We start from the raw sequence: 14,584 nt of genomic DNA on the forward strand, positions 1-14,584 counted from the left end.
GAGTACCCGCCGCGGCGGGCCCGGGTACTACACCTATCGAGATGTCCGAGCGCCCACGCCCGACCGCCGCGCCCATGCGCGGCGTCAACCTGCCCAACCCCCTGGGACGCCGCGCCGTGGTCATCGGCGCGGGCTCCTTCGGCACCGCCGTGGCGGTCCTCCTGGCCCGCGGCGGGTTCCGCACCACGCTGCAGACCCGCACGCCCGAGCAGGCGGAGGAGCTGCGCGAGGAGCACGAGAACCGCCGCTACCTCGAGGGCGTCGAGCTGCCCGCGAACCTGCGCATCGACTCCATCGAGGCGGGCCCCGGACGCGCGGAGTTCGTCTTCCTCGGCGTCCCCTCCGCGCAACTCGGCGAGGCGGTCGACCGCCTCGAGTCGCAGGGCCTCGACCGCCGCTCCAAGGTGATCTCGCTCGCGAAGGGCCTCGTGCCGCCGCTCGGGATCCCGCCGACGGTGCTGCTCGCCGAGCGGTTCGGCCCGGAGCGCGTCGCCTGCGTCGGCGGCCCCGCCCACGCCCGCGAGATGGTCACCCACGGCGCGGGGCTCGTCGCGTCGTCCGCTGACCAGGAGCTGGCCGCAACGATCGCCGCGGTGTTCCTCCGCGCCGGCGTCGTGTGCGAGCACACGGACGACCCCGTCGGCGTGGAGCTGGCCGGTGCCGCGAAGAACGCCGCCGCGCTCGCCGCCGGTGCCACGGAGGGCCAGGGCCTGAACGCCGCCGGCGCCGCCGCCGGCCACATCTTCGCCGAGGTCTGGCGCCTGGCTGAGAAGCTCGGCGCGCAGCCCGCCACCTTCATCGGCCTGGCGGGCACGGGCGACCTCGTCGCCACCGCGCTGGCCCCCCAGAGCCGCAACCGCCGCGCCGGCGAGCTGCTCGCCGCCGGCGTGGCGAGCGACGAGATCCCGGACCGCGTCGGCCAGGCGGTCGAGGCGTTCGAGTCCGTCCCGCTCCTCGCCGCGGCCCTCGAGCGCAACGGCATCGCCGCCCCCGTGACCGCCGGGCTCGTCGGTCTGATCCAGGGTTCGATCCCGCTCGACGACTGGGTCGCGCTCGTCCGCACGACGGTCCCGCCGCCGGCGAACTGGCGTGCGGGTGGCCAGCCCGGGCCGATCCGCCGCTGGTGGCAGCGCGTGTGGGCGCGGCTCTTCGGGCCGGCCGAGCCGGCGCCGATGCTCGTCTCGGGCGACGAGTAGCGCCCGTGCCCGGGCCGCGCCGGCGTGCCCGATCGTCCGGTTTGGTCACCAGCCGGACACGCGCGCCGTCGCGGGCCGCCTAGAGTAAGGCTGTGTCGCAGCTCCCTCGCCGTACGAAGATCGTCGCCACCATCGGGCCGGCCAGCCTGGATCCGGAGGTGTTGGTGCGGATGATCGACGCGGGCATGGACGTCGCCCGCCTGAACTTCAGCCACGGCACGCACGAGAGCCACGCCGAGACGGTGAACCTCGTCCGCGCCGCGGCCGACCGTGCCGGGCGCCCCGTCGCGATCCTGCAGGACCTCCCGGGCCCGAAGATCCGCCTGGGTCAGGTGGCCAACGAGCCGATCGAGCTGAAGGAGGGTCACCGCATGACCCTCGTCGCCGGCTCGGTCGAGGACGTCGGCGACGCCGACCGGCTCGTCGTCGCGTGGGACCGCTTCGCGGAGGCCGTCGAGGTCGGCGAAGAGGTCCACCTGGCCGACGGCACCGTCCGCCTGAAGGTGCTCGCCGTCCGCAAGGGCGAGGGCGAGGCGGACTGCGTCGTCGAGCTCGGCGGCCCGGTCTCGTCCCGCAAGGGCGTCAACCTCTCCGGCCCCGCCGACCTGCTGCCGGCCGTGCCGGAGGAGGACCTGCTCCACCTCGCCGCCGGCAAGGCGATGGGCGTCGACATGGTCGCCGTCTCCTTCGTGCGCCGCGCAGAGGACCTCGAGGCCCTGCGCTCCCGCACCCGCTGCCCGCTGATCGCGAAGTTCGAGAAGCCCCAGGCGATCGCGAACGCCGAGTCGATCGTCGCGGCCTCGGACTGCATCATGGTCGCGCGTGGCGACCTCGGCATCGAGCTGCCGATCGCCCAGGTCCCGCGCGTGCAGAAGCAGCTCATCGCGCTCGCCGGCGCCTACGCCCGCCCGGCGATCACCGCGACGCAGATGCTCGAGTCGATGGTCTCCTCCTCGCGCCCGACACGCGCCGAGGTCACCGACGTCGCCAACGCGATCCTCGACGGCACGGACGCCGTGATGCTCTCCCAGGAGAGCGCCATCGGCATGTATCCCGTCGAGGCGATCCGCACACTGGCCGACGTGGCCCGCGAGACGGAGACGATCGCCCCGTTCTTCGACTGGAACGAGCGGCGCGTCAAGCGCGACTCGACCGACCCGGGCTGGGCCGTCGCCCGCTCCGCCGTCCAGACGGCCCAGGAGCTCGACGCCGCCGCGATCGTCGTCCCGACCCTGTCCGGTCGCTCGGCCCGCCTCGTCTCGGCGCACCGCCCGAACCGCCCGGTCATCGCCCTCTCCCCGAGCCGCGAGACCGTCGCCCGCTGCAACCTCATGTGGGGCGTCGACGCGGCCCTCATGCACCACCACGCGGTGACGGAGGAGCTCATCAAGGACTCCGCCACCAAGGTCCGCGAGCTCGACTGGCTCAAGCCGGGCGACCGCGTCGTCATCACCGCCGGCCTGCCGAGCGGCCAGCCGGGGACGACGAGCCTGCTGCAGGTCCAGACGGTCTAGAGGGGCGGCAGCGGCGGTCCTGGCCGGGCCGCCGCCGTCCTACGCGGCCGGCCCCGACACGCTCGGCGTCTCGCTCGCCTCGCGCTCGTCCCAGTCCTCCCGGGGGTCCGGGATGGGCTGGAGGCTGGCCTCGATCGCCGCGCGGTGCTCCTCGAGCCACGGGGGAAGGATCGTCTTGACGCCCCAGTCCTCGCGCGGATTCCGTGCCTCGAAGCCCGGCAGGTCGGTCGCCAGCTCGTAGAGCACGCCGCCCGGCTCGCGGAAGTAGATCGAGCGGAAGTAGAAGCGGTCGACGAGACCCGAGGTGCGTAGGCCCTTGCCCTCGACCTGCGGCAGCCACGCCTCGTAGTCGTCGTTCCGGATGCCGAAGGCCACGTGGTGGACCGTGCCGGCGCCCTGCAGCGGCCGGACGTCGGGCGCGCGGTCGATCGTCACGAGCCCGCCCCGGCGATCCGAGCGCAGCTCGTACCGGGCGAGGACCTCGTCCGTCGCCGCGCCGTTCCCGATCGCGGGTCCGTCCGCACCGGACCCGCCGACGCCGCCGCCCGTGTCCGCGGCATCGGTCGCCCCGTCCAGCGGCGTCGGGCCCGCGACCTCGGTCGCGCCCAGCACGCTCGCGAGCGCCCCGGCGGAGAGCTCGGGGTGGCGCGAGTGCATGCGCACGCCGTCGAAGCCGCGGAACGCGACCTCCTCCGGAATCTGCGGGTGACGGGCGCGCAGGGGCGGGTCGCCCGAGTCGTCGACGACGAGCTCGAACGTCAGGCCCTCCGGGTCCGCGAAGACGAGCGTGCCCGCCTGGCGGCGGTGCGCGACGCCGTAGCGGGCGAAGCGCTCCTCCCAGAAGTCCAGCGCCGCGGGGCTGGCGACGCGCATGCCGATGCGGTGGACCTGGCCGGCGCCCGCGCGGCCCTGCGGCAGGCCGCGGGACTCGAACATCGTCAGGTCGGACCCGGAGCTCGCGTCCTCGTCCGTGAAGAACAGGTGGTACATGTCCGGCGAGTCCTGGTTGACCGTCTTCGCGGCCAGGCGCAGGCCGAGGACGCCCGTGACGAACTCCGTCGCCTGGCGACCGTCGCCGGTCATGGTGGAGATGTGGTGGATGCCGTCGATCTGCATGGTGTCCCGTCCTTCCGGACGTGCTCGGGGTGAGATGCCGGCCAACCGGACCCTGGTCCGTTTGGTTGCACTGACAACCATACGCCGATCGGCGCCGAGGTCAAGGGGGCCTCGGCGCCGGGCCGGGACACGCTCCCCGGGCGTAGGCCGGGCCCACCGCGCGATGCGCCGGGCCGCGCCGCGCCGGGCCGCGCCGCGCCGCGCCGCGCCGCTCAGCCCGCCAGCGCGTACCCCATGCCGCGGACCGTCGAGATGCGCTCCTTGCCGAGCTTGCGCCGCAGGTAGCCGACGTAGACGTCGACGACGTTCGAGCCCGGGTCGTGCTGGTAGCCCCAGACCCGGGAGAGCAGCTGCTCCCGGCTCAGCACCTGCCCGGGGTGGCGTAGGAAGACCTCCAGCATCACGAACTCGCGGGCGCTGAGCTCGACGCTGCGGCCGCCGACCTCGGCCCGGCGCGAGCGCAGGTCGAGGACGAGGTCGCCCGCCCGCAGCACCGTCGCCTCCGGCGTCCCCCCGGAGCGCATCCGCACGCGGATCCGGGCCAGGAGCTCCTCGAACCGGAACGGCTTCGTCACGTAGTCGTCCGCGCCGAGCTCGAGGCCCGCGACCTTCACGTCGGTGTCGTCCCGGGCGCTGAGCACGAGGATGGGCAGGCGTCGCCCCTGCGCGCGGAGCGTGCGCAGCACCTCGAGGCCGTCGAGCCGGGGCAGCCCCAGGTCGAGGACGAGCAGGTCGAAGTCCTCGTCCCGCGCGAGCGCCACGGCGGAGGGGCCGTCCGCCACGACGGTCGTCGCGAAGCCGGCCGCCCGCAGGCCCTTCTCGAGGAACGCGCTCAGGCGCTCCTCGTCCTCGGCGATCAGGATGCGGCTCACGCGGCGGGCTCCTCGGGGGTCTGGGGGTTCGGGAGGACGATGGTGAAGGTCGAGCCGCGGCCGGGCGCCGAGTTGAGCTCGACGCGGCCCCCGTGGGCGTCGACGATGGCGGAGACGATCGCCAGGCCCAGGCCGGAGCCCTCGGTGCGCCGGCGGCCGCCGGCACGGGCGAAGCGCTCGAACACGCGGGCGTGGTCGCGGGGGTGGATCCCGACGCCCTCGTCGCGCACCCACAGGCGCGCCTCGTCGCCCGTCAGCGCGCTGCCGATGCCGATCGTCGCCCCGGGGTCGGTGTGGGCGACGGCGTTCTGGGCGAGGTTGACCATCGCCTGCGTCAGGCGCTGGCGGTCGGCCCGCACGGTGCCCGTCGCCATCCCGTCGACCCGCCAGTCGCGGTCGCCGAGGGCGGAGGCCTTCGTGACGAGCTCCTCGGTCAGGAGGTCCAGGTCGACGGGCTCGGGACGCAGGAAGTCGCTCCGCTCGGCCTTCGCGAGCAGCAGGAGGTCCTCGACCAGGCGGCTCATCCGGTCGAGCTCGTCGTCGACGAGCTCCATCGTCTCGGCCCGCTCGCGGGGGTCGTCGCCGAGCAGGTCGAGGTGGCCGCGGACGATGGTGATCGGCGTGCGCAGCTCGTGGCCGGCGTCCGAGACGAACGCGCGCTGCGACGCGAACGCCGCGTCGAGCCGGTCGAGCATCGCGTTGAACGTCGTGGCCAGGCGGGCGATCTCGTCGTCGCCCGTCACCTCGATCCGGCGCGTCAGGTCGTCCTCCGTGATGGCGCGGGCCGTCTCCGTCAGCCCCCGCAGCGGCGCCAGGATCCGGCCGATCACGAGGAACGCGACGGCGGAGGCGAGGGCCAGGACGAGCAGCGAGACCCCGGCGGCGACCTGGACGGCCTGATCGACCTCGTCCCGCTCCGCCCCCAGGTCGGACACCGCGACGAACACCCCGCGGGTGCGGCCGTCGACCCGAATCGGGACGGCGAGGTAGACCGTCTCGGAGTCCCGCAGGGCGATCCGCCCGCGTCGGGTCGTGGCGGTGCGGCCGAGTCGGCCGACCTCGCGCGCCAGCGCCGCGTCGCGGGCGGACGGCGCGGTCGCCCGGTAGGGCCGCCCGTCGACGAAGGTGAACCACGCCTCCTGCCGGTCGGGCACGTTGCGGGCGAGGTAGACGTCGAACGTCGTGCGGACGTCCTGCCCGAGCGGGCGCCCGGAGCGCGGGTCGACGCCGAGCCGCGCAAGGGTGCGGAACTCGTCGACCTCCTGCACCAGCGAGGCGTCCACGCGGTCCTCGACCCGGGCGGTGAGGATCTCGCGCAACAGCAGGGTCGACACCAGGGTCGAGGCGGCGAGCAGGCCCACCACGGCGACGAGGATCCGGGCGCGGGCCCCGCGCAGCGGGCGCCAGCGGCGACGCTCAGTCATCGTCGCCGTCGTCGTCCGCGTCGTTGCTCTCGCCTGCGTCGTCGTCGTCGCCGTCGTCGTCGTCGTCCGGCGGGGCGGGTGCGGGCGCGGGCGCGGGGGGTGGAGCCGGGGCCGGCTGCGGGGCGGGGCGGCTCGGGGCCGGACGGGCCGGACGGCTGGGGGCCGGACGGGCGGGACGGCTCGGCGCGGGACGGCCGGGGGTGGCGGGCGGCGCGTCGCGGGCGGGCGTGGGGGCCCGGGGCCCGGGGCGGACGCCGGCGCCCGCCCCGCCGTCGTCGCCGGCGCCCCCGTCGTCGTCGCCCGACGGGCGCTCCGGCGCGGCCGACGCTCCGTCGCGGCGGCTTCGGGACTCGCGCCGCCGCTCGGCCCGGCGCGCCGCGCGCCGCGCCGCCTCGCGGGCCTCGCGGCGCTCGCGGGCGCGCTCGGCTGCCGCCCGGCGCTGGGCCTGCAGGGCGGCTGCCCGAGCGGCCATCTCGTCCGTCGGCTCGCGCAGCTCGATCGGGGACACGGCGCGGGGCGACTCGCGACCGATCAGCGCGACCACCACGACGGCCAGCGCGCCCGCGCCGAGCGCGAGGCAGACCCCGAGGAGGACGAGCCGACGACTCACCCCACCACCCTCTCGCGCGCCCGTGGAACCGACATGAGAGGGGGATGAGAGCACGCTCATGCGCATGAGGACGCTCTCACCGCCGGCTCACCGCGGTCTCAGACGGCGGCGGGAGGCTGCTTCTCGTACCGCATCCCCCCACCGAAGGAGCAGTCATGCGACTCAGCACGATCACCCCCGCCGTCCGCGTCCGCGGCGCCGGCACGAACTCGAACACCGACACGGACAAGCCGCGGCGCCGCCGCAAGAAGCGCCGCACGCGCCGCCGCTCGCGCCGCTCCTCCAACACCTGAGCCCCACGGACGGCCGCGACCCCCGTCGCGGCCGTCCGGCGCTCCGGCCCCGGCCACCCCCTTCCCCCTCCCGCTCCCGTGCGCCTCTCCCGCCTCCTCCGCCCCGCCGACCACGACACCCCCCTCGTCGAGCAGGCGCCGCCCGTCGCGGCCCGGGCGATCGTCCGGCGGTTCTGGCCCTTCGCGCGCCCCTACCGGCCCGCGATCGCGCTCGGGCTCCTGCTGCTGATCCTCGTCCCGCTCGTCGAGGCCGTCGGCATCGCACTCTTCGGCCGGGTCGTCGACGACGTGCTCGTGCCGCAGGACCTCGGCGCGCTGGTGCCGATCGCCCTGGCGTACCTCGGCCTCGTCCTGCTGGGCGCGGCCCTCTCCTTCGGCGACGACTACGTCGCCACGTGGGTGGGCGAGCGGTTCCTCATCGACCTGCGGGCCCACCTGCACCGGCATCTGCTCGCGCTCTCCCCGGGACAGGTCGCGCGGCGGCCCGTCGGCGACCTGCTCTCGCGCGTGACCTCGGACGTCGCCGCGATCGAGCGGTTCCTGCTCTCCGCGCTCGGCGAGGCGATCTCCGCGCTCGCCCGGCTCGTGTTCTTCACGGGCGCGATGCTCCTCATCTCGTGGCGGCTCGCGCTCGTCGCCTTCGTCGTGGGGCCGATCTTCTACCTCGCGTCCCGCCGCTTCGCGTCCCTCGCCCGGCACGCGGCGCGCGAGAAGCGGCGCCGCAGCGGCTCGCTGGCGGCCGTCGCGGAGGAGTCGCTCTCCACCGTCGCCGTCGTCCAGTCGCTCGGGCGCGAGGACGACGAGGCCCGGCGCTTCGCCGACGGCGGCCGCGGGATCATGGACGCCGAGCTCGCGGCCGTGCGGATCGCGGGCGCCTACGGCCCCGTGGTCGGCCTGCTCGAGATGACGGGCGCGCTGCTCGTCCTCGCCGCCGGCGTGTGGGCGCTGGGCAGCGGCGGCCTGACCCTGGGGGCTCTCCTCGTCTTCATCACGTACCTCGCCCAGGCGTACCGGCCGATCCGCTCCCTGGGCCAGCTCACGAGCGACGTCCTGGCGGCGGCCGCCGGCGCCGAGCGCGTGATCGAGCTGCTCGACGAGCGGCCGACGGTGACGGACGCTCCCGACGCACGCCCCCTGCCCCGGCCCGTGCGTGGGCACGTCGAGCTGCGCGGGGTGCGCGTCCGCCACCCCGGCGCGGACCGCGACGCGCTGCACGGCGTGTCCCTCGTCGTCCGCCCGGGCGAGACCGTCGCCCTGACCGGACGCAGCGGCGCGGGCAAGTCGACGCTGACGTCGCTGCTCCTGCGGTTCGTCGACCCCGACGAGGGCGCGGTGCTCCTCGACGGCCACGACGTGCGCGAGGTCCCGCTGACCGACCTGCGCGCCCACGTGGGGCTGCTGCTGCAGGACACGGTGCTCCCCGACGTGACCGCGCGCGAGGCGATCGCCCACGGCCGGCCGGGCGCGACGGAGCAGCAGATCGAGGCCGCCGCCCGGGCCGCCGGGATCCACGAGGTCCTGACCGCGCTGCCGGACGGGTACGACGAGCGGATCGGCCGCGGCGGCGGCCGGCTCTCCGGCGGCCAGCGCCGCCGCGTGGCGATCGCCCGCACGCTCCTGCGCGACGCCCCCGTCCTCGTCCTCGACGAGCCGACGACGGGCCTCGACGCCGCCACCCGCGACGGCCTGCTCGACCCGCTGCGGACCCTGACGTCCCGGGCGACGACGCTGGTCGTCACGCACGACCCCGCCGTTCTCGCCTGGGCGGACCGCGTGGTCGTGCTGGCGGACGGACGGGTCGTCGACGACGCGGGAGCGCCGGCAGCGCCCGCGTCCCCACGACCCACTCCCCCGCGTCGCGCGGGCGACGGTCGTCCGTCGGCCGTCGACGACGGCGCCCCCGCGACCACGACGGCGTCGCCCGCGGTGGTCCGGTGAGGCCGTTCGCCGCCGGGCGCGAGCTGCTGCCGGGGATCGTCGTGCTCGAGCACCTCGCCCGTTCCCGGCGCCTCGACGTCTACGACGCCTGGAGCACGGAGCGCGGGTGCCGCGTGGCCGTGAAGGTCCTGCGTCCGGACCATCGCGACAACCGCCGCCACGTTGCGGCGCTGGTCCGCGAGGGGCGCACGCTGCGACGCCTCACGCACCCGCACGTCGTTCGTGCGTTCGAGGTGCACGCCGCGCCGTTGGCGGCTGTCGTCCTCGAGACCCTGCCGGGGGCCACGCTCGAGCACCTCGCGGCGGACGAGCCGCTGGCCGACGCGGAGCTGCGGGTGCTGGGCGCGCAGCTGGCGTCGGGCCTGCACGCGATTCACGCCGCCGGGCTGCTGCACCTCGACCTCAAGCCGGCGAACGTCATCGTCGGCGCGGGCCGCGCCACCCTCATCGACCTCTCCCACGCCCGCGCCCCCGGGAGGGTCCCCCAGGGCCACGGCACCTGGTGCTTCGCGGCTCCGGAGCAGGTGGCCGGCGGCGGCGTCGGCCCGGCCACCGACGCCTGGGGGCTGGGCGTCACGCTGCACGCCGCGGCCACGGGGCGGTCCGTCCTGGCCGACCGCGCAGACGACCTCGACGTGGACGACCCCCAGCTGCACGGCCCCCTCCCGTCCCTGGCGGGCGACCGTCCCGACCTGTCGCCCGAGCTCGTCGCCACGATCGACGGCTGGCTGGGCACGGACCCCGCGGCGCGCCCCCCGGCCGACGCGCTGCTCGCGACCCCCGGCGTCGTCCGGGCCCGGCCGGCCCGCCGCGCTCGGGCCGCGGCGTAGGGCGGTGCCGGACCCCCGGAAGGTGGCGGACCCCCCGGAAGCCGGTTCTGCAACTTTTCGCCCAGCCCGGGTAGGAGGAGACGATGCCCGCTTCCGCCGGACCCTCGGGCACGCCCCCGCCCGGCCGCGTGCCCCGCACCCCCGACGCCCAGCGGACCACGCGTCGCGATGCCGGGAACGGCGGCGGCCGCACGGGCCCCCGCTCCCCGCGCCGGCGACCAGCGCCGGTGCTCAAGCCCTGGGTGCTGCCCGCGGCCATCGGAGCCCTCAGCGTGCTCCTGGCCATCATCGTCTTCGGGTTCGTCCTGGGCGGGTCCGACGGCGACGACGCGGCCAACGCCGAGACCGCGGCGGCGACCGTCGCGGAGCGCAAGCCCCCGCCGCCGCCCGAGCTGCCCCGCGGCGGCCGCGAGCTGCTCCCCGACTTCCGCGTCGTGTCGTTCGCCGGGGCCCCGCAGGACCCGGAGCTCGGCGAGCTCGGGGTCGGCGGGTCGCTGCGCAAGGCCGTCGGGCGCCTCGAGCAGCAGGGGAAGGCCTACGCGCGCAAGACCCGGCCGACGCTGCCCGCCCTGCAGCTCATCTCGACCGTCGTGCACGCCGCGCCGGGCGCCGACGGCAAGTACGCCATGCACCAGCCGCGCAGCGTCATCGCTCGCCATCTCCGCGAGGCGCGCCGCGCGAAGGCGCTGCTGATCCTCGACGTCCAGCCCGGGCGCCACCCGTTCACGACGGAGACGAAGCGCCTGCGTCGGTGGCTGCGCGAGCCCGACGTCGCCCTCGCGCTCGACCCCGAGTGGCGGATGGCGGAGGGTCAGGTGCCCGGCCAGGTCATCGGCTCCGTCGGCGCGGCCGAGCTGCAGGCGTCGCTGAACGAGGTCGCGCGGACCGTCCGCAAGTACGACCTGCCGCCGAAGCTCGTCCTGGTCCACCGGTTCACGGAGAACATGGTCCGCGGGCTCTCGAGCGTCCGCGTCCCGCGCGAGGTCCGCGCCGTCATGAGCATCGACGGCGTCGGCGACCGCGCCAACAAGGAGGCGAAGTACCGCCAGCTTTCGCGCGACCTGCCGAAGGACTGGCGCGTCGGCTTCAAGCTCTTCTACCGCGAGGACCGCGAGGCCGGCGGCCTCATGACCCCCCGTCAGGTCATGGCGCTGCGCCCGCGGCCCGACGTGGTCATGTACGAGTAGACCATGCCCTCCGCGCCGCCCGTCGCCCCCGGTCGCCTCGACGGGCGGGTGGCGCTCGTGACGGGCGCCGGCAGCGCGGACGGGATCGGGTTCGCCTGCGCCCGCCACCTGGGGGCGCTCGGGGCGAGCGTCGCGGTGGCCGCCACCAGCCGGCGCGTGCACGAGCGGGCGGGCGAGCTGCGCGACGACGGCATCGACGCGACGGGCCACATCGCCGATCTGACGGACTCCGCGGCGGCCGCGGAGCTCGTCGCGGCGGTCCTCGACGGTCACGGTCGACTCGACGTGCTCGTCAACAACGCGGGGATGACGGCGGTGACCGACCCGGCGTCGGGCGCCCCGGTGGCCGAGCTCACCGACGACGCCTGGCGCGACGCGCTGGACCGCAACCTCTCCACGGCGTTCTTCGTGACCCGGGCGGCGCTGCCGACGATGCTCGCGGCCGGGTTCGGCCGGGTGATCAACGTCGCGTCGACGTCCGGGCCGGTGCTCGCCTACCCGGGGGACGCCGGCTACCACGCGGCCAAGGCCGGGATGATCGGCCTGACGCGCGCGCTGGCCGTCGAGGTCGCCGGCCGCGGCATCACCGCCAACGCCGTCGCCCCGGGCTGGATCGCGACGCCCTCGTCGACCACGCGCGAGATCCGGATGGGCGAGGCCACCCCCGTAGGGCGTCCGGGCCGACCCGCGGAGGTCGCGTGGGCCGTCGCGGCGCTCGCCGCGCCCGAGGCCTCCTACACGACGGGTCAGGTGCTCGTGGTCGACGGCGGCAACGCGATCGTCGAGGAGCGCGGCCGTTGAACGACGAAGGGCCGCGCGTGGCGCGGCCCTTCGGCAGGACGGATCCGGTGCGGCCGGAGCCGCAGCGGCCGCTACTCGGCGGCCGGCGCCTCGGCGGACTTGATCGTCGCGATGAGGTCGCCCGTGTTGATCGGCTCCCCCTCCTTCGCGGCGAGGGTCGTGATCGTGCCGGCCTTGTGGGCCGTGATCTCGTTCTCCATCTTCATCGCCTCGATGATGCAGATCAGGTCGCCCTCGGCGACCTCCTGCCCCTCCTTGGCGACGACCTTCCACATGTTCCCCTGGATCGGGGAGGGCAGGTCGTCGGCGCCGCCGCCGGCGGACTTCTTGCGCTCGGAGCGCTTCTTCTTGCCCGCACCGGCGCCCGCAGCACCGGCGGGACCCGCGGCCACCGCGCCGACGGGACCGAAGGCGGCGCCGTGCACCTTGACGTCGAAGCGCTTCCCGGAGACCTCGACCTGGTACTCCCGGGTGACGGACTCCTCGTCGTCGTCCGGGTGGATCGGCACGACCGGCTCGGCGGGAGCGGTGGACTTCAGCCATTCCTTGTCCTCGACGAGCTCGGAGCAGGTGGAGCCCCTCTCCCAGTTGTCCGTCGCCAGGATCGCCTGGTGGAACGGGATCAGGGTCGTGAGGCCCTCGATCTTGTACTCCGAGAGCGCGCGGAGCATGCGCTTCGTGGCCTGCTCGCGGTCGACGTCCCAGACGATGAGCTTGGCGACCATCGGGTCGTACTGCGGGGAGACGATGCCGCCCGCGCCGACGCCGGAGTCGACGCGCACGCCCGGGCCGGACGGCTCGAGGTACTCGCCGATCGCGCCCGGGGTCGGGGCGAAGTTCATCGGGGCGGACTCCGCGTTGATGCGGCACTCGATGGCGTGCCCGCGGAGCTCGACGTCCTCCTGCTTGTAGTCCAGCGGCAGGCCCGCGGCGGCGCGGATGCCCTGCTTGACGATGTCGATGCCGGTGACGGCCTCGGTCACGCAGTGCTCGACCTGCACGCGGGTGTTCATCTCGAGGAAGAAGTACTCCCCGTCCTGCAGCATGCCCTCGATCGTGCCCGCGCCGACGTAGTTCACGGCCTTCGCGGCGTCGACGCCGATCTTGCCGATCTTCTGCCGCAGCTCCTCGTCGACGAAGAAGTCGGGGGCCGGGGCCTCCTCGATCAGCTTCTGGTGGCGACGCTGGATGGAGCAGTCGCGCTCGCCGAGGTGGATCACGTTGCCGTGCTTGTCGGCGATAATCTGCACCTCCACGTGGCGCGGGTTGGGCAGGTACCGCTCGAGGTAGACCGTGCCGTCGGAGAAGAACTTCTCGCCCTCGCGGGAGGCGCCCTCGAAGGCGTCCTTCAGCTTGTCCTCCGTCAGCGCGACGCGGAAGCCCTTGCCGCCGCCGCCCGACGCGGCCTTGACGGCGACGGGGAACCCGATCTCGTCGTTCGCGATCCGCAGCGCGTCCTCGTACGTGTCGACGGCCTCCGTCGTCCCCGGCACGATCGGCACGCCGGCCTTCTGCATCAGGTCGCGGGCCTTGGTCTTCGACCCCATGGAGTCGATCGCCGAGGCGGGCGGCCCGATGAACGTGATGCCCTCCTCCTCGAGGCGCTGCACGAAGGCGGCGTTCTCGGAGAGGAAGCCGTAGCCGGGGTGGACGGCCTCGGCGCCGGACTCCTTCACGACCTCGACGATCTTGTCGACGTTGAGGTAGCTCAGTGCGGCCTCGGCCGGGCCCAGCAGGTACGCCTCGTCGGCCCGCTTGACGTGGAGCGCGTCGCGATCGAGCTCGGAGTAGACGGCGACCGTCTTGATCCCGAGCTCCTCGCATGCACGGATCACGCGGATCGCGATCTCCCCGCGGTTGGCGATGAGGATCTTCCCGAACATGACGGCGGAATCTAGTGGAATCCGACCGCCGGTCGCCGTGCGCGTCGGGCGTACCCGCCGACCGGCGTACGGCGGTCCGGGGGGCCGGTGCGCACTAGGCTCCCGGGCGATGCCCGTCCGTCGTCGCCCCCTTGTGCCGCTGGCCCTCGCGATCGCCGTGTGCGGCGGCCTGGCGGGCTGCGGCGGCAGCGAGGGCGGCTACGCCTGCAGCGGCGACAGCGCGTGCACGGTGACGGGCGAGGGGCCGATCGAGATCCAGCTCGATCAGCTCGGCACGGAGGTGGCGCTCTCCGACCTCACGGCCGACGCGGTGCGCGTGCGGATCAACGCGGACGAGCGCACCGTCCGGCGGGGCCAGACGGTGCGCCTGCGCGGGTTCCTCGTGACCGCCACGACGACGGGCACGGACCGCGCCGAGGTGCGGCTCGAGCGTTGAGGACGGGCCCTGCGCGACGGCTGAGGGCTAGCGCCGGCCGCCGAGGCGGGCGTCGAGGCTCAGGCGGCCCGGACCGACGAGCAGCACGACGACGGCGGCCGCCAGCAGGGCGAGGGGCAGCTCGAACCCGCCGACGAGCGGGCCCGGCAGGTGGATCACGACGATCGCGATCACCATCGGCACCGCGACGGCCAGGGCGCCCAGGCGCGTGAGCAGGCCGAGGGCGAGCAGCAGGCCGCCGACGAGCTCGCCCGTGCCGGCGAGGACGGCGAGCGCCTCTCCCGGCTTCAGGCCGTTCTGCGCGAAGAAGGCGCCGGTACCCTCGATCCCGCCGCCGCCCCACGAGCCGAAGAGCTTCTGCGCTCCGTGGGCCACGAAGATCGCGCCGAGGGTGAGCCGGAGGAGGAGCAGGCCGATGTCGCCTGCACGATCGGTGTTGCTGGAGGGGAAGACGAGCTGCTTGACGGTCGACATGGCGGCGACG

14 protein-coding genes are annotated in these 14,584 nt (G+C 75.2%); 8 read left to right on the top strand and 6 right to left on the bottom strand.

What is annotated here, in order from left to right; all coding sequences use genetic code 11:
• The first annotated feature begins 41 nt into the window (after nucleotides 1-41).
• Together F593_RS26060 and pyk are read left to right on the top strand one after the other, a co-directional pair.
• Nucleotides 42-1,196, top strand: a complete 1,155-nt coding sequence (locus F593_RS26060) for an NAD(P)H-dependent glycerol-3-phosphate dehydrogenase (RefSeq protein WP_022929882.1) — start codon at nucleotides 42-44, stop codon at nucleotides 1,194-1,196.
• A 92-nt stretch (nucleotides 1,197-1,288) separates the two neighbouring features.
• On the top strand, nucleotides 1,289-2,710 hold the full coding sequence (gene pyk / locus F593_RS0116635; protein WP_022929883.1) for a pyruvate kinase: 1,422 nt from the start codon (nucleotides 1,289-1,291) through the stop codon (nucleotides 2,708-2,710).
• 39 nt (nucleotides 2,711-2,749) lie between these two features.
• Here the strand turns inward: pyk and F593_RS26065 are convergent, their stop codons facing one another.
• The 4 genes from F593_RS26065 to F593_RS30645 form a co-directional block, all read right to left on the bottom strand.
• Nucleotides 2,750-3,826 (bottom strand): VOC family protein, encoded by a 1,077-nt coding sequence (locus F593_RS26065; RefSeq protein WP_022929884.1) that lies wholly within the window; start codon nucleotides 3,824-3,826, stop codon nucleotides 2,750-2,752.
• 212 nt (nucleotides 3,827-4,038) lie between these two features.
• Nucleotides 4,039-4,698, bottom strand: coding sequence for a response regulator transcription factor (locus F593_RS0116645; RefSeq protein WP_022929885.1), 660 nt, complete (start codon nucleotides 4,696-4,698; stop codon nucleotides 4,039-4,041).
• A complete protein-coding gene (locus tag F593_RS0116650) occupies nucleotides 4,695-6,122 on the bottom strand; it encodes a sensor histidine kinase (RefSeq protein ID WP_022929886.1) in 1,428 nt (475 codons plus the stop codon). Before F593_RS0116650 ends, F593_RS0116645 begins: the two co-directional genes overlap by 4 nt.
• Entirely contained in the window at nucleotides 6,115-6,732 is a 618-nt protein-coding gene (locus F593_RS30645; protein ID WP_022929887.1) for a hypothetical protein, read from the bottom strand. Before F593_RS30645 ends, F593_RS0116650 begins: the two co-directional genes overlap by 8 nt.
• 155 nt (nucleotides 6,733-6,887) lie before the next feature.
• On the opposite strand from F593_RS30645, the gene F593_RS30010 reads away from it, so the two are divergent.
• From F593_RS30010 to F593_RS0116680, 5 genes are all read left to right on the top strand, one after another.
• Nucleotides 6,888-7,025, top strand: coding sequence for a hypothetical protein (locus F593_RS30010; RefSeq protein WP_022929888.1), 138 nt, complete (start codon nucleotides 6,888-6,890; stop codon nucleotides 7,023-7,025).
• A gap of 78 nt (nucleotides 7,026-7,103) precedes the next feature.
• Nucleotides 7,104-8,963, top strand: a complete 1,860-nt coding sequence (locus F593_RS26070) for an ABC transporter ATP-binding protein (RefSeq protein ID WP_022929889.1) — start codon at nucleotides 7,104-7,106, stop codon at nucleotides 8,961-8,963.
• On the top strand, nucleotides 8,960-9,793 hold the full coding sequence (locus F593_RS26075) for a serine/threonine-protein kinase (protein WP_022929890.1): 834 nt from the start codon (nucleotides 8,960-8,962) through the stop codon (nucleotides 9,791-9,793). The genes F593_RS26070 and F593_RS26075 overlap by 4 nt, the downstream gene beginning before the upstream one ends.
• An 83-nt stretch (nucleotides 9,794-9,876) precedes the next feature.
• The gene (locus tag F593_RS0116675) at nucleotides 9,877-10,980 is read left to right on the top strand and encodes a hypothetical protein (protein ID WP_157251896.1); all 1,104 of its coding nucleotides are present in this window, start codon (nucleotides 9,877-9,879) and stop codon (nucleotides 10,978-10,980) included.
• Between the two features lie 3 nt (nucleotides 10,981-10,983).
• Complete coding sequence (locus F593_RS0116680) at nucleotides 10,984-11,781, top strand: SDR family NAD(P)-dependent oxidoreductase (protein WP_022929892.1); 798 nt, start codon at nucleotides 10,984-10,986, stop codon at nucleotides 11,779-11,781.
• 71 nt (nucleotides 11,782-11,852) lie between these two features.
• Here F593_RS0116680 and F593_RS0116685 read toward each other — a convergent pair whose 3' ends face one another.
• The gene (locus tag F593_RS0116685; RefSeq protein WP_022929893.1) at nucleotides 11,853-13,664 is read right to left on the bottom strand and encodes an acetyl/propionyl/methylcrotonyl-CoA carboxylase subunit alpha; all 1,812 of its coding nucleotides are present in this window, start codon (nucleotides 13,662-13,664) and stop codon (nucleotides 11,853-11,855) included.
• Between the two features lie 109 nt (nucleotides 13,665-13,773).
• Here F593_RS0116685 and F593_RS0116690 point away from each other — a divergent pair, with 109 nt between their 5' ends.
• Nucleotides 13,774-14,100, top strand: a complete 327-nt coding sequence (locus F593_RS0116690; RefSeq protein WP_157251898.1) for a hypothetical protein — start codon at nucleotides 13,774-13,776, stop codon at nucleotides 14,098-14,100.
• A 27-nt stretch (nucleotides 14,101-14,127) separates the two neighbouring features.
• Here F593_RS0116690 and F593_RS0116695 read toward each other — a convergent pair whose 3' ends face one another.
• The gene (locus F593_RS0116695; protein ID WP_022929895.1) at nucleotides 14,128-14,574 is read right to left on the bottom strand and encodes a DoxX family protein; all 447 of its coding nucleotides are present in this window, start codon (nucleotides 14,572-14,574) and stop codon (nucleotides 14,128-14,130) included.
• Between the last annotated feature and the right edge of the window lie 10 nt (nucleotides 14,575-14,584).

It is taken from the genome of Patulibacter americanus DSM 16676, assembly GCF_000420025.1.
GTDB lineage: Bacteria > Actinomycetota > Thermoleophilia > Solirubrobacterales > Solirubrobacteraceae > Patulibacter > Patulibacter americanus.